This is a genomic window from Plantactinospora sp. A48 (assembly GCF_055793945.1).
Map to the genome: position 1 here is coordinate 1 of NZ_JBTIXF010000084.1, position 22281 is coordinate 22281.

The 22281-nt window shown below is 73.9% G+C and carries 20 protein-coding genes and 2 pseudogenes; 10 read left to right on the forward strand and 12 right to left on the reverse strand.

The window, feature by feature from the left end; translation table 11 throughout:
• Positions 1-503: 503 nt before the first annotated feature.
• The 3 genes and pseudogenes from recG to ACXN5W_RS27820 form a co-directional block, all read right to left on the reverse strand.
• Positions 504-2735: an ATP-dependent DNA helicase RecG gene (gene recG / locus ACXN5W_RS27810; protein WP_473161345.1), complete on the reverse strand. Its 2232-nt coding sequence runs from the start codon at positions 2733-2735 to the stop codon at positions 504-506.
• Positions 2736-2832: 97 nt separating this feature from the next.
• Positions 2833-4431 (reverse strand): DAK2 domain-containing protein, encoded by a 1599-nt coding sequence (locus tag ACXN5W_RS27815; RefSeq protein ID WP_473161360.1) that lies wholly within the window; start codon positions 4429-4431, stop codon positions 2833-2835.
• Between the two features lie 87 nt (positions 4432-4518).
• Positions 4519-4734, reverse strand: a pseudogene (locus tag ACXN5W_RS27820) (DAK2 domain-containing protein); the annotation flags it as partial.
• A gap of 283 nt (positions 4735-5017) precedes the next feature.
• On the opposite strand from ACXN5W_RS27820, the gene rpmB reads away from it, so the two are divergent.
• Entirely contained in the window at positions 5018-5209 is a 192-nt protein-coding gene (gene rpmB, locus ACXN5W_RS27825; protein WP_013284551.1) for a 50S ribosomal protein L28, read from the forward strand.
• 254 nt (positions 5210-5463) lie between these two features.
• Here the strand turns inward: rpmB and ACXN5W_RS27830 are convergent, their stop codons facing one another.
• Together ACXN5W_RS27830 and ACXN5W_RS27835 are read right to left on the reverse strand one after the other, a co-directional pair.
• Positions 5464-5931: a GNAT family N-acetyltransferase gene (locus ACXN5W_RS27830; RefSeq protein WP_473161346.1), complete on the reverse strand. Its 468-nt coding sequence runs from the start codon at positions 5929-5931 to the stop codon at positions 5464-5466.
• A 29-nt stretch (positions 5932-5960) separates the two neighbouring features.
• Positions 5961-6899, reverse strand: coding sequence for a thiamine-phosphate kinase (locus ACXN5W_RS27835; protein WP_473161347.1), 939 nt, complete (start codon positions 6897-6899; stop codon positions 5961-5963).
• Between the two features lie 156 nt (positions 6900-7055).
• Between ACXN5W_RS27835 and ACXN5W_RS27840 the strand changes: the two genes are divergently transcribed.
• Entirely contained in the window at positions 7056-7289 is a 234-nt protein-coding gene (locus tag ACXN5W_RS27840; protein ID WP_473161348.1) for an Lrp/AsnC ligand binding domain-containing protein, read from the forward strand.
• On the forward strand, positions 7290-7880 hold the full coding sequence (locus tag ACXN5W_RS27845) for a DUF3515 family protein (protein WP_473161349.1): 591 nt from the start codon (positions 7290-7292) through the stop codon (positions 7878-7880).
• Between the two features lie 37 nt (positions 7881-7917).
• Here the strand turns inward: ACXN5W_RS27845 and ACXN5W_RS27850 are convergent, their stop codons facing one another.
• Together ACXN5W_RS27850 and ACXN5W_RS27855 are read right to left on the reverse strand one after the other, a co-directional pair.
• Positions 7918-9018, reverse strand: a complete 1101-nt coding sequence (locus tag ACXN5W_RS27850; protein ID WP_473161350.1) for a D-alanine--D-alanine ligase family protein — start codon at positions 9016-9018, stop codon at positions 7918-7920.
• A 421-nt stretch (positions 9019-9439) separates the two neighbouring features.
• Positions 9440-9694, reverse strand: coding sequence for a hypothetical protein (locus ACXN5W_RS27855; protein ID WP_473161361.1), 255 nt, complete (start codon positions 9692-9694; stop codon positions 9440-9442).
• Between the two features lie 307 nt (positions 9695-10001).
• On the opposite strand from ACXN5W_RS27855, the gene ACXN5W_RS27860 reads away from it, so the two are divergent.
• Complete coding sequence (locus ACXN5W_RS27860) at positions 10002-10847, forward strand: helix-turn-helix domain-containing protein (RefSeq protein WP_473161351.1); 846 nt, start codon at positions 10002-10004, stop codon at positions 10845-10847.
• Between the two features lies 1 nt (position 10848).
• The gene (locus tag ACXN5W_RS27865; RefSeq protein WP_473161352.1) at positions 10849-11055 is read left to right on the forward strand and encodes a DUF397 domain-containing protein; all 207 of its coding nucleotides are present in this window, start codon (positions 10849-10851) and stop codon (positions 11053-11055) included.
• A gap of 114 nt (positions 11056-11169) precedes the next feature.
• Here ACXN5W_RS27865 and ACXN5W_RS27870 read toward each other — a convergent pair whose 3' ends face one another.
• The 5 genes and pseudogenes from ACXN5W_RS27870 to ACXN5W_RS27890 form a co-directional block, all read right to left on the reverse strand.
• Positions 11170-12195, reverse strand: a complete 1026-nt coding sequence (locus ACXN5W_RS27870; RefSeq protein ID WP_473161362.1) for an ROK family protein — start codon at positions 12193-12195, stop codon at positions 11170-11172.
• 151 nt (positions 12196-12346) lie between these two features.
• The gene (locus tag ACXN5W_RS27875; RefSeq protein ID WP_473161353.1) at positions 12347-13135 is read right to left on the reverse strand and encodes a putative protein N(5)-glutamine methyltransferase; all 789 of its coding nucleotides are present in this window, start codon (positions 13133-13135) and stop codon (positions 12347-12349) included.
• Between the two features lie 173 nt (positions 13136-13308).
• Positions 13309-14487, reverse strand: a pseudogene (locus ACXN5W_RS27880) (cystathionine gamma-lyase); the annotation flags it as partial.
• Positions 14488-14492: 5 nt separating this feature from the next.
• Positions 14493-15491 (reverse strand): NAD(P)H-dependent glycerol-3-phosphate dehydrogenase, encoded by a 999-nt coding sequence (locus ACXN5W_RS27885; protein ID WP_473161354.1) that lies wholly within the window; start codon positions 15489-15491, stop codon positions 14493-14495.
• Positions 15488-16252, reverse strand: a complete 765-nt coding sequence (locus ACXN5W_RS27890; RefSeq protein ID WP_473161355.1) for a lysophospholipid acyltransferase family protein — start codon at positions 16250-16252, stop codon at positions 15488-15490. The genes ACXN5W_RS27885 and ACXN5W_RS27890 overlap by 4 nt, the downstream gene beginning before the upstream one ends.
• Before the next feature lie 159 nt (positions 16253-16411).
• On the opposite strand from ACXN5W_RS27890, the gene cofC reads away from it, so the two are divergent.
• The 5 genes from cofC to ACXN5W_RS27915 all read left to right on the forward strand — a co-directional run bounded on the left by cofC (position 16412) and on the right by ACXN5W_RS27915 (position 22162).
• On the forward strand, positions 16412-17059 hold the full coding sequence (gene cofC, locus ACXN5W_RS27895; RefSeq protein ID WP_473161356.1) for a 2-phospho-L-lactate guanylyltransferase: 648 nt from the start codon (positions 16412-16414) through the stop codon (positions 17057-17059).
• 70 nt (positions 17060-17129) lie between these two features.
• A complete protein-coding gene (locus ACXN5W_RS27900) occupies positions 17130-17327 on the forward strand; it encodes a cold-shock protein (protein WP_473161357.1) in 198 nt (65 codons plus the stop codon).
• Between the two features lie 54 nt (positions 17328-17381).
• Positions 17382-19718 (forward strand): RNA degradosome polyphosphate kinase, encoded by a 2337-nt coding sequence (locus ACXN5W_RS27905; protein WP_473161358.1) that lies wholly within the window; start codon positions 17382-17384, stop codon positions 19716-19718.
• Positions 19719-19721: 3 nt separating this feature from the next.
• On the forward strand, positions 19722-21269 hold the full coding sequence (locus ACXN5W_RS27910; RefSeq protein WP_473161359.1) for a CYTH and CHAD domain-containing protein: 1548 nt from the start codon (positions 19722-19724) through the stop codon (positions 21267-21269).
• A complete protein-coding gene (locus ACXN5W_RS27915; RefSeq protein WP_473161363.1) occupies positions 21257-22162 on the forward strand; it encodes an NUDIX domain-containing protein in 906 nt (301 codons plus the stop codon). Before ACXN5W_RS27910 ends, ACXN5W_RS27915 begins: the two co-directional genes overlap by 13 nt.
• The last annotated feature ends 119 nt before the right edge of the window (positions 22163-22281 follow it).

Consider the following 22281-nt stretch of genomic DNA (forward strand, 5'->3'; position numbering starts at 1 on the left):
TCGTTGTTTCCATAGGCAGGGACCCCCACTCACCACAGGAAAACAAAAGGTGGGGGTGGGGATAGGGGGAGCGGGGGACGGGGCCTCCCCCACCCCCCCACCCCCCCCCCCCCCTCCCCCTTTCCCCGCCCGCGCCCACCACCTTCCCCGCCCTCGCCCTCGCCATGGCTCGGCGGGCGCGAAGATCAACACAATGTCGGCGATATCGGGGGATCCCAGCGAGGCCAACCCCCCGATGTCGCCGACATTGTGTTGATCTCGCAGTGGGCCCACGGTCCGGCAGGGGGCGGCGGAGGTGCGCGGTCAGGCAGGGGTGGAGCAGGAGGTGCCCAGGAGGGCGTGGGGTGCCCGGGAGGGCACGGGGTGCGGGATGCCCGGGAGGGCACGGGGTGCGGGATGCCCGGGAGGGCGCAGGGTGCGGGAAAGGCGCGACGCGAGGTGCGGGTGCGGGTGCGGGGTGCGGACGCAGGGAAGGGTGCGGGGCGGGGAAGGGTGTGGCCGGGTCAGCCTTTTTCGAGGTATTCGGCGCGTTCCTCGTCGACCAGGGCGGCGACCGAATCGGCCAGCGCCGGATGGCGGGCCAACTCGGGATCCTCCTCGAGCAACTCGATCGCCTCGGCGCGGGCGTCCCGGATCAGGTCGGTGTCCCGCAGCAGCGACAGCAGCCGCAGGTGCGAGCGCCGGCCGGACTGGGTGGCGCCCAGCACATCACCCTCGCGGCGCTGCTCCAGGTCCAGCTCGGCGAGTCGGAAGCCGTCGGTGGTGGAGGCCACCGCGTCCAGCCGCTCCCGGGCCGGGGTGTCCTCGCCGGCCTCGGTGACCAGCAGGCACAGCCCGGCCGCCGAACCCCGGCCGACCCGGCCCCGCAGCTGGTGCAACTGGGACACCCCGAAGCGGTCGGCGTCCAGCACGATCATCACGGTGGCGTTGGGCACGTCAACCCCCACCTCCACCACGGTGGTGGCCACCAGCACGTCCAGCTCACCCGCCGCGAAGGCCCGCATCACCGAGTCCTTCTCGTCGGCCGGCAGCCGGCCGTGCAGCACGCCGATCCGCAGCCCGTGCAGCGGTCCGTCGGCCAGCAGCGGGGCCACCTCGGTGACCGCCATGGGCGGCCGGCGGGCCGACTCGTCGGCCGGCGGCGACTCGTCGCCCGCCCCGTCCGACTCGCCGCCCGCGCCGGCCTCACCGATCCGGGGGCACACCACGTACGCCTGGTGTCCGGCGGCCACCTCCTCGCGGAGCCGGCGCCAGGCCCGGTCCAGGTACGCGGGCTTCTCCGCCGCCGGCACCACGTGTGAGGCGATCGGCGACCGGCCGCGCGGCAACTGGGCCAGGGTGGAGGTCTCCAGATCGCCGTACACGGTCATCGCGACCGTACGGGGAATCGGGGTGGCGGTCATCACCAGCACGTGCGGCGGCTGCTCGGCCTTGGCCCGCAGCGCGTCCCGCTGCTCGACGCCGAACCGGTGCTGCTCGTCCACCACCACGAGCCCGAGGTCGGCGAAGTCGACCCCCTCGTAGAGCAGGGCGTGCGTACCGATGATGATGCCGGCCTCCCCGGCGGCGACCTCCGCCAGCGCGCGGCGGCGGGCGGCGGCGCCGAGCGACCCGGTGACCAGGGTCACCCGGGTGCCGTGCGGGTCACCGTCGAGTTCACCGGCCCGGCCCAGCGGGCCGAGCAGGTCACGTACCCCCCGACTGTGCTGGGCCGCGAGCACCTCGGTGGGGGCCAGCAGCGCGGCCTGGCCGCCCGCGTCCACCACCTGGAGCATCGCGCGCAGCGCGCAGACGGTCTTGCCGGAGCCCACCTCGCCCTGCAACAACCGGTGCATGGGATGCGCCACGCCCAGGTCGGCGGCGATCTCCTCCCCCACCTCCCGCTGGCCGGTGGTCAACTCGTACGGCAGGCGCCCGTCGAAAGCGGCCAGCAGCCCGTCGTCCCGGCGCGGTCGGGGCCTGGCCGGCCAGGACGCCGCGCGGTGCTTACGCTGCACCAGGGTCAGCTGTACGGCGAACGCCTCGTCCCACTTGAGCCGGCGGCGGGCCCGGTACAACTCCTCCTTGGTCGACGGCCGGTGGATCTCGCGCAGCGCGGTGCCGAGATCGGCGAGGTTACGGCTGACCCGCAGGGTCGGCGGCAGCGGGTCGGGCGGCGGCGCGAGGGTGTCCAGCACCACCCGGACGCAGCGGGCGATCACCCAGGTCGGCACCGCGGCGGCAGCCGGATAGACCGGGATCAGCGCACCCGCGAACTCCTCGATCTCGTCCGTGGCCGCCGCCTCGCCGTCGGTGGCACCCGCGCCGAGCAGCACGTACTCCGGGCCGTTGAGCTGGCGCTTGCCGCGGAACTCGGTGACCTTACCGGCGAACAGCCCCCACCGGCCGGGCTTGAGGTCCCGCTCCCGCCAGGCCTGGTTGCCGAAGAAGGTGAGCGTCAACGAGCCGCCGGAGCCGTCCCCCACGGTCACCTCGAGCAGGTTGCCCCGGCGCTGGCGCATCGGGCGTACGGCCGTGCGTTGCACCTGGCCCAGCACGGTGACCTGCTCGCCCACCTCCAGCGACCGGATGTCGGTGTGCTCGCCGCGCTCGTCGTACCGGCGCGGAAAGTGGTACAGCAGGTCGCCCGCCGTCACCAGCTCAAGGTGCGCGGCGAGCGCCTTCGCGGTCTTGTCGCCGACCAGTTTCTTCAACGGCGTTTCCAGCGTCGTGGTCGCCGCCTCCGTCCCGCTCACCGGCCACTCCTCACGTCCGCGACCACCGGGCCGCCCGTCCGCACCAGACCGGGCGTACGCCCCGCCGTGGCCCCTTGGCCGCCGGCGTCTCCCGACCTCATTCGACACCCACCAGCAGCGGATAGTTGGGCTGACCGCCGTCGTAGACCTGGATCTCGACGAACGGCCAGTGCGCCGACAGGTACGACCGCAGCGCCTCCTCCAGGCCGTCCGGGGCACCCGCGCCGATCAGCAGGGTGACCAGTTCACCACCACCGCCGAGCATCCGGTCCAGCAACGCCCGGCAGGTATCGGTGAGGTCGACACCGATCAGGTTCACCTCGCCCTCCACCAGCCCGAGCACGTCACCGGGCTGGCACCGGCCGGCCACCGTCAGCGCCTCCCGCGAGGCATGGCAGACCTCGCCGTACCGGCACGCCCCGGCGGACTCGGCCATCGCGATCACGTCGTCCTCAAACCGCCGCTCCGGATCCCGGACGGCCAGCGCGGCGAACGCCTGCACCGGCGAGCGGGTCGGTACGACGCTGACCCGTACCCCGTGCCGGTACGCCTCCTGGGCCGCGACGTCCGCCACCGCGCGGGTGTTCGGATCGTTCGGCAGCACCACCACCCGGCTGGCACCGGTGGCCCGGATCGCCGCGAGCAGTTCCCCGGTCGACGGGTTGCCGTCCACCACCGTGGCCCCCTCGGCGGCCAGCAGCCGGGCCAGCCCGTCACCGGCCGCCACCACGATCGCGGCCCGGTCCCGACCGGCGGGCGTGGTCGGCCCGCGCCGTTCGTCGGGCCCGGGACCGTCGTCGACCAACCGGCTGACCGAGATCCGGTACGGCCGGCCCGCCACCACGCCGGCCTCGATGGCGGCACCCACGTCGTTGACGTGAACATGCACGTTCCAGGTGGACACGGCGTCGGCAGCGGCGCCCGGGCCGGCAACACCAGCCGGGTCGCCTCCGGCCACGACCAGCGAGTCGCCGAGGTCCGTGAGTACCGCCCGGAGCCGGTGGATCGCGTCCGGCTCGGCGTCGATCAGGTACTGCACCTCGTACTCGTACCCCTGCGGGACCGGGCCGTCGGGCGCCCCCGACCGGACGGTCCCGCCGGTCGGCACCCCGTCCCGGAACGGCTTGCCGGCCCGACCCCCGGCCCACGACGTGCCGGATCCCGTCCCGGCGGAACCGTGGCCGGTGGAACCGTGGCCGGTGGAACCGTTGGCCGCCGGGCGATCCGCCGCGACCGGGACACCGGCCGGCTGGGCGGCGCCCGTGACGGTTTCGACCAGGGCATCGAGCAGCAGGCAGAGCCCGCGCCCGCCGGCATCCACCACCCCGGCCCGGGCCAGCGCCGGAAGCTGCTCCGGGGTGTGCGCCAGCGCGTCGGCCGCCGCCGAGGCGGCGGCCCGGGCCACCGTACGCAGGTCGTCGCTGTCCACCCCGGCGGCGGCACGCGCGGCCGCCGCGGCGACGGTGAGCAGGGTGCCCTCGACCGGGTTGGCCACGGCCCCGTACGCCGCGGTGGTTGCCGCCCGCAGCGCGGCGGCGAGCGCCCGGCCGCGTACCGGGGTCACCTGGGCCAGCGTGTCGGCGAACGCCCGGAAAATCTGCGAGACGAGGACACCGGAGTTTCCCCGGGCACCCAGCAGCGCGCCCCTGGCCATCAACCGCAGCGCCGGGGCCGGCGACAACGCCGCCCCCGGCACGGCATCCTCGGACTCGGCGGCATCGAGCCGGGCACCGTCGGACTCGGCGGCACCGTCGGACTTGGCAGCACCGTCGGACTCGGCGGCACCGTCGGACCTGGCGGCATCGGGCCGGGCATCGTCGGGCTGGGCGGCGAGCGCCTGCTGCGCGGCGGTGAGGGTGAGCACCAGGTTCGTCCCGGTGTCGCCGTCGGGCACCGGATAGACGTTCAGCTCGTCGATCTCGGTCTGGTGCCGACGCAGCGCGGTCAGCCCACCCGAACACCACCGGCGTACGGCGGCGGCGTCGAGGGTCTCCAGCACGGCGAGAAGCCTACTGGCGCGCCCCGACACCCGCCCGACGCCCGGCCGCCCCAGCGGGTCGATGATCAGCCCGGCCGGCACGTCGGTCACCAGCCCACCAGCCTGGCCGGCACGGCGAGCACCAGCCCGGCCGGCACGTCGGTCACCAGCCCGGCCGGCGCAGGGGTACCGGCCCGGCCGGAGCCGATTGGCCGGCGTCCAGGGGCATCGGGTAACCTGGCCAGGTTGCCCGGGCAGCACCTGCCGGCGACCTCACGAACGATTCAGACTTCAGGAGTATCCCGTGGCTAGCGTGTGCGACGTCTGTGGCAAGGGGCCGGGCTTCGGCCACAACGTTTCCCACTCGCACCGGCGGACCAACCGCCGCTGGAACCCGAACATCCAGTCGGTGCGGACCCCGGCCGGTGGTGGCACCACCAAGAAGCTGCAGGTGTGCACCTCCTGCATCAAGGCGGGCAAGGTCACCCGCGCCTGACGCCCCAGGCGTCACCCGATCTCACCGAGCAGCCGCCGGGTCCAAGCGACCCGGCGGCTCTCTGCGTACGCACACCCCAGCCACCCCCACCTGACCCCGCCCCCCACCTGACCCCGCTGACCCCCGTTGATCATGAAGTTACCGCCGCGCCGCTCGGCGTGTCGTGGCGGTAACTTCATGATCAACCCAGCGGGGCGCAGGGCGCGGGGCGCAGGGCGCGGGGCGCGGGGCGCGGGGGGGTGGGGGGTTGGGGGTTAGAGGGGGCGGCTGAAGGAGAGGCAGCCGGGAGCGTCGCGGTAGTAGCCGAAGTTCTCGATCCGCTCGTAGCCACTGGATTCGTACAGGGCGATCGCCTCGGGCTGTTTGTCCCCGCACTCCAGGATGATCCGCTTGCGGCCGTGCTCCCGGGCCGAGTGCTCGACCGCGGCGAGCACCGCTCGGGCGACGCCCCGGCCCCGGGCCGCCCGGGTGGTGAACATCCGCTTCAATTCGGCGTCCTCGCCGGCTTCGCCGTGACCGCGCCAGCCGCCGCACCCGACGGGCTCGCCACCGAGGTACGCGACCAGGAAGGCACCGGCCGGCGGGTCGAAGTCGGTGGCCGCCACCGGGGTGTCGTCGCCGGTGCCGCCGTACCGCTCGCCCAGGTCGGCGAGGGCCGCGGTGACCAACCCGCGCGCCACCGGGTCGTCGTACCGGACGGTCTTGATCTCGATCTCGGACATGGATTCGAGGGTACGACCGACCGTGCTGATCAGCGGAAGTGGTCCCAGCCGGCCGGCCCGGCGTACGGCTGCCCGTCCACCGTCACCCCGCTGCCCCGGTGGACCCGACCGACCGGCCGCCATCCGTCGGGCAGGGTCGCGTCCGCCGGGAACGTCGCCGCCAGCGCGTGGTCCTCGCCGCCGCCGAGCAGCCAGTCGTACGGGTCCACGCCCAGTGCCCGGGCGGCGTCACGCAGCTGCGGCGGCACCTCGAAGTCGGCCCGGCGCAGATCGATGCCCACCCCGCTGGCCTTCGCCACATGCCCCAGATCGGCGAGCAGGCCGTCCGACACGTCGATCATGGCGGTGGCGCCGGCCCGGGCCGCCACCGGACCCGCCAGGTACGGCACCTCCGGCCGCCGGTACGCCCCCACCAGCAGCTTGGGCGTCCGGAAGCCCCGGGACAGCACGGTCAGGCCGGCCGCCGCGTGTCCGGTCCGCCCGGCCAGCGCCACCACGTCACCGGGCCGGGCTCCGGACCGGACGACCGGAGCCCTACCGGCCAGGTCACCGAGCGCGGTGACCGCCACGGTCAGGGTCGGACTGGCCGACATGTCGCCACCGACCACCCCGGCGCCCACCTTCGCGGCTTCGGCGGTCAGCCCGTCGGCCAGCCCTTCCACCCACTCCACCGGCAGGTCGGGCGGGATGCAGAGGGCCACCAGCAGCGCGGTCGGGACGGCTCCCATGGCCGCGATGTCGGCCAGGTTGGCCGCGGCGGCCCGGTGCCCCACGTCGACGGCGCTCGACCAGTCCCGTCGGAAGTGCCGCCCGTCCACCAGCACGTCCGTGGCGGCGACCACCCGGCCGTCCGGCGTCGCCACCAGGGCGGCGTCGTCGCCGGGACCGAGCAGGCAGGAGCCTCCAGGCTCCAGCCGCGCGGTCACCCGGTCGATGAGCCCGAACTCGCCGTACTCCGCGATGCTCACTCGGGCGTCCCCGGTCGCCGCCGCGCTGTCGAGCCGGGGCGCCTCGCCGCCGTCACCTCACGCACAGTGCCCTCCGATACCCTCCAGTAGCGATCCGACCCGGTCAGTACGGTATTTTCACGGGCGAGCCGCTCGGCGGCGGACGGGAGTCGGATCATGGTCCAGGCGTACATCCTCATCCAGACCGAGGTCGGCCGGGCGCGTGACGTGGCCGGGCAGATCGGCGGAATCCCCGGGGTGGTCCGGGTGGATGCCGTCACCGGCCCGTACGACGTGGTGGTCCTCACCGAGGCGCACACCGTTGACGAGTTGGGAAAGATGATCGTCAGCAAGGTGCAACTGGTACCCGGTATCACCCGCACCCTCACGTGTTCCGTGGTGCGACTGTAGATGACCCGGAACGTCCCTTCGAGTCCCGACCGGACCGGCCGGGTGGCGGCGCTGTGGGCCACCGCGATCGCCGTACCGTTGGCGCTGGTCGTCGGGGTCGTGGCCGTGACGGCACTGCGGCCGCACACCACCCCACCGGTGAAGCCGGGGGCCTCCGCGACGCCCCGGGCCCAGTCGAGCGCGCCCGTGCCGGTGGCCGCGGCGGCCCTCGCCCAGCGCCCGGCCACGGTGTGCCGGGCGCTGGTCTCCAGGCTGCCGGCCACCCTGCACGACCTGGCGCAGCGGCCGGTGACCGCCGGCCCCGAGCAGAACGCCGCGTACGGCGACCCGGCGCTGACGGTCCGGTGCGGGGTCCCGGCGGTACACCCCGCGCCCACCGACGACGTGTACGAGGTCAACGGGGTCTGCTGGTACCCGGTCGAGCAGCCGGACCGGGTCGTGTTGACCACCCTCGACCGGGAGGCACCGGTCGAGCTGAGCGTGCCCCGGCAGTACACGGAGGCGCTCCAGTGGGCGGCCCCGGTCTCCACCGCCGCGGTCGAGGCCGTGCCGCACGGCACCGGACCGGTACCGAGCGGTTGCACCGGCTGAGCCGGGCGAGCGCACCGGCGGTACGACCGTCGGCGGCTCAGTGCAGGCCCACTCCCCGGTGCAGGGCGGTACGGATCAACCGGTTGACCAGCTTGGGATACTCCAGGCCGGCGGCCGCCCACATCCGGGGGAACATCGAGGTCGGGGTGAACCCGGGCATCGTGTTGACCTCGTTGAGGTAGATGTCGAGTTCGGGGGTGACGAAGAAGTCGGCCCGGGCCAGTCCGGCGCAGTCCAGCGCGGTGAACGCCCGGCAGGCGTAGTCCCGGATCTGCGCGGTGACCCCGTCGGGCAGCTTCGCCGGGATGTCGTACTCACACGAGTCGTCGAGATACTTGGCCTCGAAGTCGTAGAAGTCGTGGTCGCTGACCACCCGCACCTCGGCCAGCAGCGAGGCTTCGGGAGCGCCACCGGTCTCGTTCTCCAGCACGCCGCACTCGATCTCGCGGCCGACGATGGCCGCCTCGACCAGCACCTTGGGATCGATCTCCCGGGCGGTAGCCACGGCGGCGTCCAGGTCGGCCCAGTCGGTCACCCGGGTGATCCCGAAGGACGACCCGGCCCGCGCCGGCTTCACGAAGACCGGCAGTCCCAGCCGTTCCTTGTCGTCCTCGCCGAGCGTCGCGCCCGCCCGCAGCACGGCGTACGGGCCGGACGGAATGCCCTCGACGGCGCAGAGCTTCTTGGCGAACTCCTTGTCCATGGCGGCCGCCGAGGCGAAGACGTTGGACCCGACGTAGGGAACGCCGGCCATCTCCAGCAGGCCCTGGATGGTGCCGTCCTCGCCGTACGCGCCGTGCAGCACCGGGAAGACCACGTCCACGCCGGCCAGCGCGCGCGGTCCCTCGGCCGGGTCGAGGACCAGCAGCCCGTTGCCGGTGGGATCGGCCGGCAGCACGACCGCCGATCCGGTCTCCGTGGTGATCTCCGGTAGCCGGCGGTTCGTGATGGCCAGTTGTTCCGGCTCGCCGCTGGCCAGCACCCACTGGCCGGCTCGGGTGATCCCCACGGGCACCACCTCGTACTCGTCCGGGTCGAGGGCGGCGATGACGCTTCCCGCACTGACGGCCGAGATGCCGTGCTCGGGGCTACGACCCCCGAAGACGACGGCGACACGGGTCTTGCCTGGGCTGCTCACTCAGCTCACCTTTCGTTCGCGCGACCGCGGCGGGTCGGGCGGTCGCACCCGGTGCGCCGGGTCGGGTCGGGCCGGTTCGCAGGTGAGACTACCCTCGCGTAGGCCAGCGGCCTGGCCGTCCCCGGCGTGATCGGGCGCCGACCACACAGGGCGACGGTGGCACTCCGGAGCCGTCCCGCGTCGACCGCTCCGGAACCGTTCGGCGTTTAACCACGCAGCCGGCCGGCAAACCCGGCTGATCCACCCGGGTCGCCATCCGGGTGGATCAGCCGGGCCACCGCCCGGGGGGCCAGCCGGCGACCCGCCAGACGACCGGCCGGGGAGCCGGTCGGGGGATCAGCCGGGCCACCGCACCGGGGGTCAGCCGGCGACCCGCCAGGCGACCGGCCGGATCATGCCGGATCCGGTCGGCCGGCTCGGGTCAGCCCGGGTCGCCGGCTGGTCCGGCTCGGCCGGGTCGCCGGCTGGCCCGGCTCCGGCCGACCTCGATCACCTTCACCCGCTGCCGGCCGGCCCGCACCATGCCCAGCGCCATGAAGGCGCCCGCGATGCGATCGGCGGCCTCCCGGTCGGTGGCGCCCACCACCTGCCGGCGCCGCTCCGGGTCGACCCGCTCGTCCCGACCGGCCTCGCCCAGGGGGCGGACGTCGGTGAGCACCACGAGGAAGCGGGTCACCACGACGTACCGGTCCGCCCTGGGCCACCGGCCGGACGCTGGGAACTGGTCGAGATCATCATCGATCCTCCAGGCTGCGGCGGTGGGCACACGACGATCGGGTACGGGGAGACGACCCGACCGCCGTGTACCTCATCCCCCATCACCCACCGCCACCGTCCACGCGACCACTGGCGGTGAGGGTGCCTTCTCACCCTGACCCATCGGAAAACGTGAATGCAACTCTCACGGGCGTTCTCTCACGGGCCCTCTCTCACGGACGTTCTTTCACGCGCGCATTCCCGTTTGTCTATGCCAGTATCGGCGCATGGCACCGAAGACCGCCCGCGCCCGCCGTCTCGGCTTCGCGCTCCGCTCCTTCCGCGAGGCCGCCGGCCTCACCCTCGAAGAAGCGGCCGACGAGATCAACAGCACCCGCAGCACCCTGTCCCGGTACGAGAACGCGCAGACGCTGGTCAGCCCGGCGACCGTACGCGCGCTCCTCAACCTCTACCGCGCCGGCGAGGACGAGACGACCGCGGCCGTCCGGCTGGCCAGGGAGATCCGCATCCCCGGCTGGTGGCAGTCCTACTCGGACGTGCTCGACCGGCGCACGCTGGACTTCATCGCCCTGGAGTCCGAGGCGACGGCGATCGCCAACTTCGAACCCTGCGTGATCCCGGGCCTCCTGCAGACCGCCGACTACATCCGGGCGGTGATGCGCGGGGCCCCCAACACCCTCTCCGACGAGGCCGTCGAGCAGCGGGTACAGGCCCGGCTGAGCCGCCAGCAACGGCTGACCGAACCCGAACCGCCGCTGCTCGACGCCATCTTCGACGAGGCCACGCTGCTGCGGCCGGTCGGCGGCACCGACGTCCTGGCGGCGCAACTCAACCAGCTAATCAAGATCGGCGAGCTGCCCAACGTCACGTTGCAGGTGGTGCCGCTGTCCGCCGGGTACCACCGAGGCACCGGCGGTTCGCTGCACATCCTGGAGTTCGCGGATCCGACCGATCCCATTCTCGCCTCGGTCGAGACGGTCGCCGGACAGCTCACCCTGGACCGTCCGGCCGATCTGCGCACCTGTACCAGGGTCATGGAGAACCTGCGGGCGGTCGCGCTGAGCCCGGACGCCAGCCGGGACCTGATCGCCCGCCACACGAAAGGACGCTGACGTGTCGAACCAAACCCCCCAACCGGAACAGCCCGGCTGGCGCAAGAGCAGTCGCAGCGGCGACAACGGAGCCTGCGTCGAGGTCTCGCTCGCCCCCGACGAGGTCGGCGTACGCGACTCGAAGGACATCACCGGTCCGGTGCTGTGGTTCTCCGCGGGCGCCTGGTCGGCGTTCGCGGCGGCCCCGCCCACCCGGTCCACGCCCTAGGGCGTACCACGCGCCCCGCTCCGATCAGTCTGGGCGTTACGGCCGAGACCCTGTTTGGAAGGGCCCCTTCCTATACAAAAAGCGATAACAGGGGGCCCTTCCTTACCCCCGGGGTCAGCGCCGGAGGGCGGTCATGGCGGCGATGGCGACACCCCGGGCGCCAGCGGCGTCCAGATCGGGTACGAGGGCGAACCGGGCCACCGCGGCCTGCTCGGCACGCAGCGCGGTGTGCCGGTGAACCTGGTCGAGATACCACCGGCCGAACTCGGGCGTCGCCTCGACCACCCCACCGCCCAGGAAGTAGGCGTGCGGGTCGGTGAAGTTGGCCGTGAGCGTGAACAGCCGGCCGAGCGCGGCGGCCTGCTGCCCGAAGATCCGCAACGCCATCTCGTCGCCGTTCACGCCGTACCCCCGGACCTTCTTGGCCGCCTCGTCGAGCGAGCCGAGCGCGGCCAGCGGGTGGTCCGGGTAGCGGGTCAGCCAGTACGGCAGCAGGTTGCGGGCGATGCCGGTCAACGAGGCGATGCTCTCGACGTCGCCGACGAACCCGCACCCGCAGGCCGGAATCGGCTGGTCGGGTTCGAGCAGCCCGTCCAGCGGCAGGTGGACGTGGCCGAGTTCGCCGGCCATGCCGGCGGCGCCGGAGATCACCCGGCCGTTCTCCACCAGCCCGCCGCCCAGCCCGGTACCCACGACCACCGACACCGACGACCGCTCGCCCGCCTCGGCCCCGAACAACACGTGGTGCGCGTAGAGCGCGGCGGCGTTCCCGTCGTTGTGGTAGATCACCGGCAGGCCGAGCCGGGCCGCCAGGGCGCCCCGGAAGTCGAAGCCGCGCCACTCCGGCTCGGAGAAGTTGGTCGAGCCCTTGGACGAGATGACGCCGTCCGCGCTCGCCGGACCGGGCGAGTCGAGGCCCACCCCGAGGACCGCGTCCCGGGCCACCCCGACGCTCGCCAGCACCGCGTCCATCGCCTGCGCCAACGCCTCGACGGCCGCCGTCGGACCCTCGTGGACCCGGCTGGGCGTCTCGACCATCCGGTCGGTCAGGAACTGGCCGGCGGAGTCCAGCACGGTGGCGTTGTTGCTGGTACCACCGTTGTCGAGACCCACCACCACCGGTAGCCGCACGCTGTCCATCATTCCGCCCTCCCGAACGGCCGCCGGCCGCCGTGTGAGCCGAATGCTAGTAGCCCAGCTGCAAGGAAGGGCCCCTTGTTATCGCATTCTGATGTGCAGGGGCCCCTTCTCAACCGTCGAACCGGCCGGCTCAGCCGTCGTACCGGCCGGCTCAGCCGTCGAACCGGCCGGTCACCACCGTGCCGCCCAGCTCCTCGTCGTGCCGTACCGCGGGTTCCAGTCCGTACCCGGCCAGCACCCGGTGCAGCTCCTCGACCTGCCCGACGGCCGCCTCGACCAGCAGGTGGCCGCCCGGGGCCAGCCAGCGCGGGGCCTCCTCGGCGATCCGGCGCAGCACCGCCAGGCCGTCCGGGCCACCGCTCAACGCGCTGGCCGGCTCGTGCAGCCGGGCCTCCGGCGGCAGGTACGCGATCTCGTCCGCCGGCACGTACGGCGCGTTGGCCAGCAGCAGGTCAACCCGCCCCCGCAGTTCGGTCGGGAGCGGGTCGAACAGATCGCCGACGAGCACCCGGGTGCCGAGTCCGGCGAGGTTCCGCCGGGCGCATTCGACGGCCGCCGGATCGACGTCGGCCGCCACCGACCAGGCCGGGGTACGCCGGCTCGCCACCGCCAGCAGGATGGCGCCGGAGCCGCAGCACAGCTCGACCACGCCCGGCCGGGTACCGGCCACGGACACCGCCGTCGCCACCAGGAGCGCGGTGCGCTGCCGGGGTACGAAGACCCCCGGCGTCACGGTGACGCGCAGCCCACAGAACTCGGCCCAGCCGAGGATCTGCTCCAGTGGTTCCCCGTCGATCCGCCGGGCGGCCAGCGACTCCACCGCCTCGGGCGTGCCGGCCGCGGTCAGCAGCAGCTCGGCCTCGTCCTCGGCGAAGACACAGCCGGCGGCCCGCAGTCTCGCGACCAGGGCCGAGCGGACGGCGGTGGGTGACGGTGTCATGGCTACTCCCGCTGGTCGGCGCACTACGCCGGTCACGGCAGGATCGTCGGCCGGACCGGCATGATCGACTCTCAGCCGGCCAGCGGCGGCACCGTGCCCAGCGCGGCGTCGGGCACCGTGTCCGGCGCGGCGTCGGGCACCGTGTCCGGCGCGGCGTCGGACACCGTGCCCAGCGCGGCGTCGAGCGCCGCCGTCAGGTCGGCGAGCAGGTCGGCGGTGTCCTCGATGCCGCAGGAGAGCCGGATGAACCCCGGTGACGTGTCGTCACCCCACTGCGCCCGCCGGTCCGCCGTGGTGTGCGTACCGCCGAAGGACGTCGCCGCGAAGATCAGCCGGCTGGCCCGCAGGAACGCCGCCACCCGGTCGGCGTCGCCGAGGTCGAAGCCCAGCACGCCGGGGATCCGCCGCAGCTGGGTCGAGGCCACCGGGTACGCCGGGTCGGTCGGCAGCCCCGGCCACCGCACCCCGCGTACGTCGGACCGGGCCGCCAGGGCGGCGGCCAGCGCCGCCGCGTTCGCCGACTGCCGGGCCAGCCGCAGATCCAGGGTGGACAGCGAGCGGTGCGCGAGCCAGGCGTCGAAGGCGCCGGGGATGCCGCCGGTCATCGTGCGCCAGCCGCGTACCCGCTCGACCAGCGCGGTGTCCCGGCTGGCCAGGTAACCCAGCAGCACGTCCGAATGGCCGGTCAGCGCCTTCGTGCCGGACGCCACCACCAGATCGGCGCCGAGGTCCAGCGGGCGCTGGCCCAGCGGTGTGGCGGTGGTGTTGTCCACCGCGAGCAGCGCGCCGGCGGCCCGGGTCCGGGCGGCCAACTCCGCGATGTCGCACACGTCGAGGCCGGGGTTCGCGGGCGTCTCCAGCAGTACGAGCCGGACGCCGGCGAGATCCGGGTACGGCCCGGCCGTGGGTACGAGCGTGACGTCCACCCCGAGTTCCCGCAGGGTGTCGGCGGCGAAGGCCCGGACCGGAAAGTAGCCGTCGGCGGGCAGTACCACCCGGTCACCGGGGCGCAGCAGCGCCAGCAGCAGCCCGGTGATCGCGGCCTGCCCGCTGGCGAACGCGAGGCACTCGCCGCCCTCCAGCTCGCCGATCGCCGCCTCCAGCAGCCGGCGGGTCGGATTGTCCGGCCGCCCGTACCCGTCGGGGGCCGCCGCCGGGCCCACCACCGGGTCCAGGTGGTACGGCGCCGCGAAGACCGGGCCGGGCAGGAACGGCTGCCCCGGTTCCGGCTCCGGCAACCCCGCGTGTACGCACCGGGTGCCGTCCCCCGGCGCCGGCCCCCGGACCTGGTCATCCCCCGGCGCCGTCCGTCGGGCCGGGTGGGCGGTCGGGTCGTCCGTCGTGGGGCCCACGCCGGTCATTCCGGTTTCGGCGAGCGGGCCATGAGCGCGGCCATCGCCACCCGGGGTAGGACCCCCTCGTGGCAGACCAGCTCGACCTGCTCGGTGATCGGCATCTCCACCCCGTGCGTCCGGGCCAGGTCCCGGACCGACAGGCAGCTCTTCACGCCCTCCGCCGTCTGTCGGGTGGCGGCCTGCGCCTGCTCCAGCGTCTCGCCCCGGCCCAGGTGTTCGCCGAAGGTCCGGTTCCGGGCCAGCGGTGACGAACAGCTGGCCACCAGGTCGCCCATTCCGGCCAGGCCGGCGAAGGTCAGTGGGTCGGCACCGAGCGCCACTCCCAGCCGCGCGGTCTCGGCCAGCCCCCGGGTGATCAGCATGGCCCGGGTGTTGTGTCCCAGCCCCATGGCGGTGGCCATGCCGTACGCCAGGGCGATCACGTTCTTGACCGCGCCACCCAGCTCGGCGCCGGTCACGTCGTCGTTGGTGTACGGCCGGAAGTAGGGGGTGGCGATGGCCCGCTGCACGAAGGTGGCCCGGTCGATGTCGGAGCAGGCGACCACGGTGGCGGCCGGCTGCTCGGCGGCGAGTTCCGGGGCCAGGTTCGGCCCGGAGACCACGGCGACCCGGTCGGCGGCCACCCCGGCGGTCTCCACGATCACCTCGCTCATCCGCCGGGTGGTGCCCAGCTCGATCCCCTTCATCAGGGAGACCAGGGTGGCGTCCGGGTCGAGGAAGCCGGCCCACTCGGCGAGGTTGCCGCGCATCGTCTGGGACGGTACGGCCAGGGCGACCAGATCGGCGCCGGGGATGGCCTGGGCCGGATCGGTGGTCGCGGTCACCCGTCCCGGCAGCCGGAGCCCGGGAAGGTACTCGGGGTTGGTGCCCGACGACCGGATGCCGGCGGCCACCTGCTCGCGGCGGGCCAGGATGACGACATCCCGACCCGCGTCGGCGAGCAGCTTGGCGAACGCCGTACCCCAGCTCCCGGCCCCGAGCACCGCCGCGTGCCGGCTCATTCGGGCTCCTCCGGTCGGCTGGCCGACCCGGCGTCGCCGCCGGTCCGTCCGGCCGCCCCGGCCCGGCCACCCCGGGACCACAGCGGCGGCGGGGTGCCGCCGCGAACCTCGGCGACCAGGTCGCGGATCCGCAACATGATCTCCTCGGTCATCTGGTCGAGGATGGCCTTCGTCGGGCTCGCCCCGGCCCAGCGGCTCAGGTCCACCGGCGGACCGGCCTTGACCCGCATCAGCAGTCCCGGTCGGAGGTCGACCTTCTTGGTACGGGGATCGAAGATCTGCTCGGGCCCCCACATGGCCAGCGGGACGACGGGGGCGCCGGTGGCCAGCGCCAGCCGGGCGGCACCGGTCTTGCCGCGCATCGGCCACAGCTCCGGTTCCCGGGTGGTGGTGCCCTCCGGATAGATGACCACGGCGGCACCCGCCTCGACCGCCGCCTTGAGCTGGTCGAGCGAGCGCGCCGCGTCGACCGTGCCGCGCTCCACGGGGATCTGCCGCACCTGGCGCAGGATCCAGCCGACCACCGGCACCTTGAAGACGCTCGCCTTGCCCAGGAACTGCGGCCAGCGACCGGCGTCGTGGATGTAGTGGGCGGAGATCAACGGATCGGCGTGCGAGATGTGGTTGGGAACGATGATCACACCGCCCTCGGGCGGCAGGTGTTCCTGGCCGGACCACTCGCGCCGGGTCCACAGCCGCAACGCCGGCCTGACCAACAGGACGACGAGACGTCGCCAGAACCCCAGCCTGCGCCGCGCCACCATGCCTCCTTGTCGTACCGCCACCGCGGACGCCCCCGGCGACGCCCGCAGCGAAATCATGCCTGCTCGCCCCGGTGGTGGCCAGCGAGGGGGCACCCTCGGCCCCGCGCGGGGTACGTCGGCCGCGCCGCCGGGCACGCCGGCTGGCAGGATTGCCGTGTGAGTGAGCCGATCTGGACGGCGGTAGTGGCGGTCAAGCGCCTCGACACGGCCAAGTCCCGGCTGCGCGGTGCGCTCGACGGGGTGGCGCACGAGCGGCTGGCCCTGGCCCTCGCCCAGGACACCCTCGCCGCGACCGTGGCCTGCCCGGAGGTCGCCGACGTGCTGGTGGTCACCGCCGACGACCGCCTGGCCGAGGCGCTCGAACCGCTGGCCGTACGTCTGGTGCCCGAGGGCCCGGAAGGCGGGCTCAACCGGGCATTCGCCCTCGGCGCCGAACTGGCCGCCGAACGCCCGGTGGCGGCGCTCACCGCCGACCTGCCCGCGCTGCGCCCGGTGGAGTTGGCCGCCGCGCTCCGGGCCGCCGCGGCGGAACCGGCCGGCCGGCGGTTCGTGGCGGACACCCCGGGCACCGGTACGGTGCTGCTGACCGCGCCCCCGGGCGTACCGCTGGATCCGCACTTCGGCCCGGAGTCGGCGGCGGCGCACGCCGGGTCCGGCGCGGAGCCGCTGCGCGGCACGTGGCCGAGCCTGCGTCGCGACGTGGACACCCCGGCGGACCTGGCCGCCGCCGCGGTGCTCGGGCTCGGCCGGCACACGGCCGCGCTCGCCGGTCGGTTGTACGCCACCCCCACCCTCGGCGGTTGACCCTCCGCCGGTTTCCGGCGGCGACCCGGAGGGCCCGGGTGGGGCGGTGAGGTGGGGTACCGTGCGAGCCATGCAGGGGACGGTGGCGACCTTCGACCCGGCGACCCGGTCCGGGACGCTGCTGCTGGACGACGGCAGCCGGCTGGACTTTCCGGCCGCCGCCTTCGACAGGTCGGGGCTGCGGCTGCTCCGGCTCGGCCAGCGGGTACGCATCGAGCACGACGCGGACGGCCAGGTCAGTCGGGTGACGCTGCCGACCTTCCGGTGAGCAAAGCGGGCCGAGTTCATTTTCCGTTAACCGTGATCGGGGAATGATGGAAGCGTGAGCCCGCCCGCCCGCCGCCCAAGTCCCTCCGCAGCCGACCGCACAGCCGATTCCGGGGAGACCGTCACCGACGAGAGCGCCACCCCGGACGGCGAACCCACCACCGAGTGGGGCACGACTCCCGACGACCCGTCCGCCGGTCCCGACCGGCACGACCTCCCGCTGCCCGGCGGGCCCGACCGGGACGACATCCCGCTGCCCGGCGACGACCTGCCGGTACCCGAGCCGCTGCCCGAGGACCGGTTCCTCAACCGCGAGGTCTCCTGGCTGGACTTCAACGCCCGGGTGCTGGCCCTGGCCGAGGACCCGGACACCCCGCTGCTGGAACGCGCGAAGTTCCTCGCCATCTTCGCCAGCAACCTGGACGAGTTCTACATGGTCCGGGTCGCCGGGCTGAAACGCCGGTTGCAGGCCGGGCTGCCGGTCCGCGGTGGCGACCGGATGCCGCTGCGGACCCAGCTGGAACTGATCGCCGAGAAGGCCACCGGCCTGGTCACCCGGCACGCCCGCTGTTTCGTGGACGATGTCCAGCCGAAGCTCGCGGCCGAGGACATCCACCTGCTGCGCTGGAGTGACCTGCCGGACCCGGAGCGGGAACGGCTGCGGGTCTACTTCCGGGAGCACATCTTCCCGGTGCTCACCCCGCTCGCGGTGGACCCGGCCCACCCGTTCCCGTACATCTCGGGTCGTTCGCTCAACCTCGCCGTGGCGGTGCGTGACCCGGACGGCGGTCCGCAGTTCTTCGCCCGGGTCAAGGTGCCCAACAACGTCCCCCGGTTCGTCCAGGTCGAGCAGGAGGCGCCGGGGATCCGGTTCCTGCCCGTGGAGGACCTGATCGGCACCCAACTCGGCCAGCTCTTCTCCGGGATGGTGGTGGACGAGTGCCACCTGTTCCGGGTGACCCGCAACGCCGAGGTCGAGGTCGACGAGGACCGCGACGAGGACCTGCTCCAGGCCCTGGAACGGGAGCTGGCCCGCCGCCGGTTCGGACCGCCGGTACGCCTCGAGGTGGACGCCTCGATCTCCGACCAGATGCTGGAGCTGCTGGTCCGCGAGCTGGACATGGACGCCCATGACGTGCTGCGGGTGCCCGGTCTGCTCGACCTCGCCTCGTTGTGGCAGGTGTACGAGGCGTGTGACCGGCCCGACCTCAAGGAACGGCCGTTCGTGCCGGCCACCCATCCCCGGCTGGCCGAGGGCGAGGTGCCGCGCAGCGTGTTCGCCACCCTGCGCGACGGTGACGTGCTGGTGCACCATCCGTACCATTCGTTCTCCACCAGCGTGCAGCGGTTCATCGAGCAGGCCGCCGCCGACCCCAACGTGCTGGCCATCAAGCAGACCCTCTACCGGACCAGCGGCGACTCGCCGATCGTGGACGCGCTGATCGAGGCGGCCGCCGCCGGCAAGCAGGTCGTGGTGCTGGTGGAGATCAAGGCCCGCTTCGACGAGCAGGCCAACATCGGCTGGGCCCGGGTGCTGGAACGGGCCGGCTGTCACGTGGTCTACGGCCTCGTCGGGCTGAAGACGCACTGCAAGACCGCGCTGGTGGTCCGGCAGGAGGGCAACCAGATCCGCCGCTACTGCCACATCGGCACCGGCAACTACCACAGCAAGACCGCGCGGTTGTACGAGGACTTCGGCATGCTGACCGCCGATCCGGCCGTCGGCGCCGACCTGACCGACCTGTTCAACGTGCTCACCGGGTACAGCCGGCAGACCGGCTACCGGCGCCTGCTGGTGGCCCCGCACGGGATCCGGGCCGGGCTGATCGAGCGGATCGAGCGGGAGATCGAGCACACCCGGCTGGGCGTCCGGGGACTGGTGCAGATCAAGGTGAACGCCCTGGTCGACGAGGAGATCACCGACGCGCTCTACCGGGCCTCCCGGGCCGGCGTGCAGGTGGAACTGTTGATTCGCGGCATGTGTACGCTGCGGCCCGGCGTACCGGGATTGTCGGACAATGTCCGGGTGCGTTCGATCCTGGGCCGGTTCCTGGAACACTCGCGGATCTTCCGGTTCGGCAACGGCGGGGCGGCCGAGGGGTCCCGGGAACACCCGTCGGCCGCGGAGTTCTGGATCGGCTCGGCCGACCTGATGCACCGCAACCTGGACCGGCGGGTGGAGGCCCTGGTCCAGGTCACCGACCCGGTGGCCCGGGCCGAGTTGGACCACGTGCTCAGCACCGCGATGAGTGACGACGTGGAGGCGTTCGAGTTGACCGCGGACGGCGACTGGCACCGCCGGGTCGGCACCCCCGACCGGCCCCTGGTGCCCCTCCAGGAGGCGCTGCTGCGCCGCGTCGAGGGCACCACGACCCAGCCGGCGACCGGCTGAGCCATGAACAGCCTGGACCGGACACTGGAGGAGGAGCGCAAGTACGACGTCGTACCCGGCTTCGTGCTGCCGGACCTGTCCGCCGGCCTCCCCGACGGCTGCCGGATCACCGCCCGGCCCGCCGTGACGCTGACCGCCACCTACTTCGACACCCCGGACCTGCGCCTGGCCCGAGCCGGGGTGTCGCTGCGGCACCGCCGGGGCGACAAGCTGCCGTGGACGGTCAAGCTGCCCACCGGGGCCACGGGGGTACGCCACGAGGTGTCCCGGGCCGGGCGGCGCGGCACGCCCCCGGCCGAGTTGGTGGCGCTGGTCACCGCGTACGCCCGGGAGGCACCGCTGGCGCCGGCCGCCGTGGTCCGGACGGTGCGACGGGCTTACGACGTACGCGACGCCACCGACCGGACCCTCGCGGAGATCGCCGACGACACCGTCGAGGTGCTGGCCGGCAAGCGGGTCAGCGCGACGTTCCGCGAGGTGGAGGTCGAACGCAGGGCGGGTGGGACGGATCTGCTCGATCGGCTGGAAGCGGCGCTCGTGGCCGCCGGCGCCACGACCGGCGGTTTCGTGCCGAAGCATGTCCGGGCGTTGGGGCCGGCCGCCGCCGACCCGCCGGACCTGGTGCCGCCCGGCGAACTGCCGGCCAGGCCCACCGCCGGGGATGTGGCGGTGGCGGCGATCCGCGCGGACGTGGCCCGGATCCTCGAATCCGACCCGCTGGTCCGACTCGGCGCACCGCTGCCCCACGGTGACACCCCCGTACACCGGATGCGGGTGGGTTGCCGGCGCCTGCGCAGCGACCTGCACACCTTCGGACCGCTGCTGGCGACCGGCTCCGGCGAACCGCTGCGGGCCGAGCTGAAGTGGCTGGCCGGCGTGCTCGGGCAGGCCCGGGACGCCGAGGTGCTGCGCGAGCGGCTACGGCGTACCGCCGCCGCCGACCCGCTCAGCGAGCTGGACCCGTCCATCGTCGACCGGCTGGACGCGCCACTGGCGGCCCGGCAGGACCGGGCGCTCGGTGCGGTGGCCGAGGCCCTGGGTTCGGCCCGCTACCTGGCGCTCACCCGGTCCCTGGTCGACGCCACCCGGCGACCCGCGCTCGATTCCGCCGCCACCGAGCGCGCGGACCGGGCGCTGCCCCGGCTGGCGGCCAAGCCGTGGCGCCGGCTGGCGGACGGTGCTGGCGACCGGCCACCCGCCGGCAACCTCGACCCGCTGGACGACGACCACCGCTGGCACGCCGTCCGGATCAGCGCGAAGAAGGCCCGGTACGCCCTGGACGCCGTCGCGCCGGTGCTCGGCGGCGGGCCGCGACGCCTGGCCAGGGCACTGGCCCGGGTACAACGGGTGCTGGGCGAACACCAGGACGCCGCGGTGGCCGCCGACACCTGGTTGGCGCTGGCCGGGCAACTGCCCGACGACCACGCGGTGGCCGTGGTGGCGGGCCGGTTGGCCGAGCGGGAACGGGCCGCCGTCCGGGCGGCCCGAGCCGCCTTCCCGGCCGCCTGGCGACGGGCCACCAGACCGAGCCGGACCGGCTGGCTGCCGTGAAGCCGATCCGGGCGGCGGGTGGGGTGGTACACCGGCGGGTGGGCGGTCGCGTCGAGGTGTGCCTGGTGCACCGGCCCCGGTACGGCGACTGGTCGCTGCCCAAGGGAAAACTCGATCCGGGCGAACACCCGCTGCTCGCCGCCGTCCGCGAGGTGGCCGAGGAGGCGGACGTCCGGGCCGTGCCGCAGTTCCGGCTGCCCCGGGTGCGCTACCGGAGCGAGGGACGCCCGAAGGTGGTCGACTACTGGGCGATGCGGGTCGCCGGCCACGGTGGTTTCCAGCCGGAGACCGAGGTGGACGACCTGTGCTGGCTACCCGTGGCCGAGGCCGCCGAGTTGGTCAACTATCCGCACGACCGTCGGGTGCTGTGGGCGTTCGCCGCCCTGCCGCCGGTGACGGCGGAGCTGACCGTGGTGCGGCACGCCAGCGCGTACCGGCGGGGCGCCTGGAGCGGGCCGGACACCGCCCGACCGCTGGACCCGACCGGCCTTCGGCAGGCGGTGGCGGTGGCGCCGCTGCTCGCGCTGGTCCGGCCGGTACGCCTGGTGTCCGCCTCGGCGTTGCGCTGCGTACGGACGCTGGATCCGCTGGCCGCGCTGCTGGACCTGCCCATCGAGGTGGACTCGGACCTCGACGAGCCGAGACCGGGGCAGGAGGTGGCGGAGTGTGCGCTCGCCGCGGCGGGGCGACTGGCCGAGCTGGCCGCCGAGGGGCTTCCGGTCACCGCGTGCAGCCAGGGCAAGGTGCTGCCCCGGGCGCTGGACCTGCTCTGCGCGGCCGGGGCAGGTCCGGCCCGGGACCACACCACCGACAAGGGCACCGGCTGGTTGCTGGCCTTCGCCGGTGACCGCCTGGTGGCCACGGACCCGCTGGACCCGGCAAAGACCGCCTGACAGCGAGTGGGGGGGAAAAAAACACGTGGCGCTCCCCCCCCCCTCTACCCCCGCCTGTTCGCCTCCCGGTATGGGCCTCTTCCTCCTCGGCCTCCTTTTTTTGGTCTTTTTTCTTGCTC

Excerpts from the sequence above, each read along its gene's own strand:
- ACXN5W_RS27885 (WP_473161354.1), bottom strand. The coding sequence starts at position 15,491 with ATGAGCCGGCACGCGGCGGTGCTCGGGGCCGGGAGCTGGGGTACGGCG.
- ACXN5W_RS27840 (WP_473161348.1), top strand. The coding sequence starts at position 7,056 with ATGGTCCAGGCGTACATCCTCATCCAGACCGAGGTCGGCCGGGCGCGT.
- ACXN5W_RS27870 (WP_473161362.1), bottom strand. The coding sequence starts at position 12,195 with ATGGACAGCGTGCGGCTACCGGTGGTGGTGGGTCTCGACAACGGTGGT.
- ACXN5W_RS27860 (WP_473161351.1), top strand. The coding sequence starts at position 10,002 with ATGGCACCGAAGACCGCCCGCGCCCGCCGTCTCGGCTTCGCGCTCCGC.
- ACXN5W_RS27845 (WP_473161349.1), top strand. The coding sequence starts at position 7,290 with ATGACCCGGAACGTCCCTTCGAGTCCCGACCGGACCGGCCGGGTGGCG.
- ACXN5W_RS27830 (WP_473161346.1), bottom strand. The coding sequence starts at position 5,931 with ATGTCCGAGATCGAGATCAAGACCGTCCGGTACGACGACCCGGTGGCG.
- ACXN5W_RS27875 (WP_473161353.1), bottom strand. The coding sequence starts at position 13,135 with ATGACACCGTCACCCACCGCCGTCCGCTCGGCCCTGGTCGCGAGACTG.
- ACXN5W_RS27900 (WP_473161357.1), top strand. The coding sequence starts at position 17,130 with ATGCAGGGGACGGTGGCGACCTTCGACCCGGCGACCCGGTCCGGGACG.
- ACXN5W_RS27910 (WP_473161359.1), top strand. The coding sequence starts at position 19,722 with ATGAACAGCCTGGACCGGACACTGGAGGAGGAGCGCAAGTACGACGTC.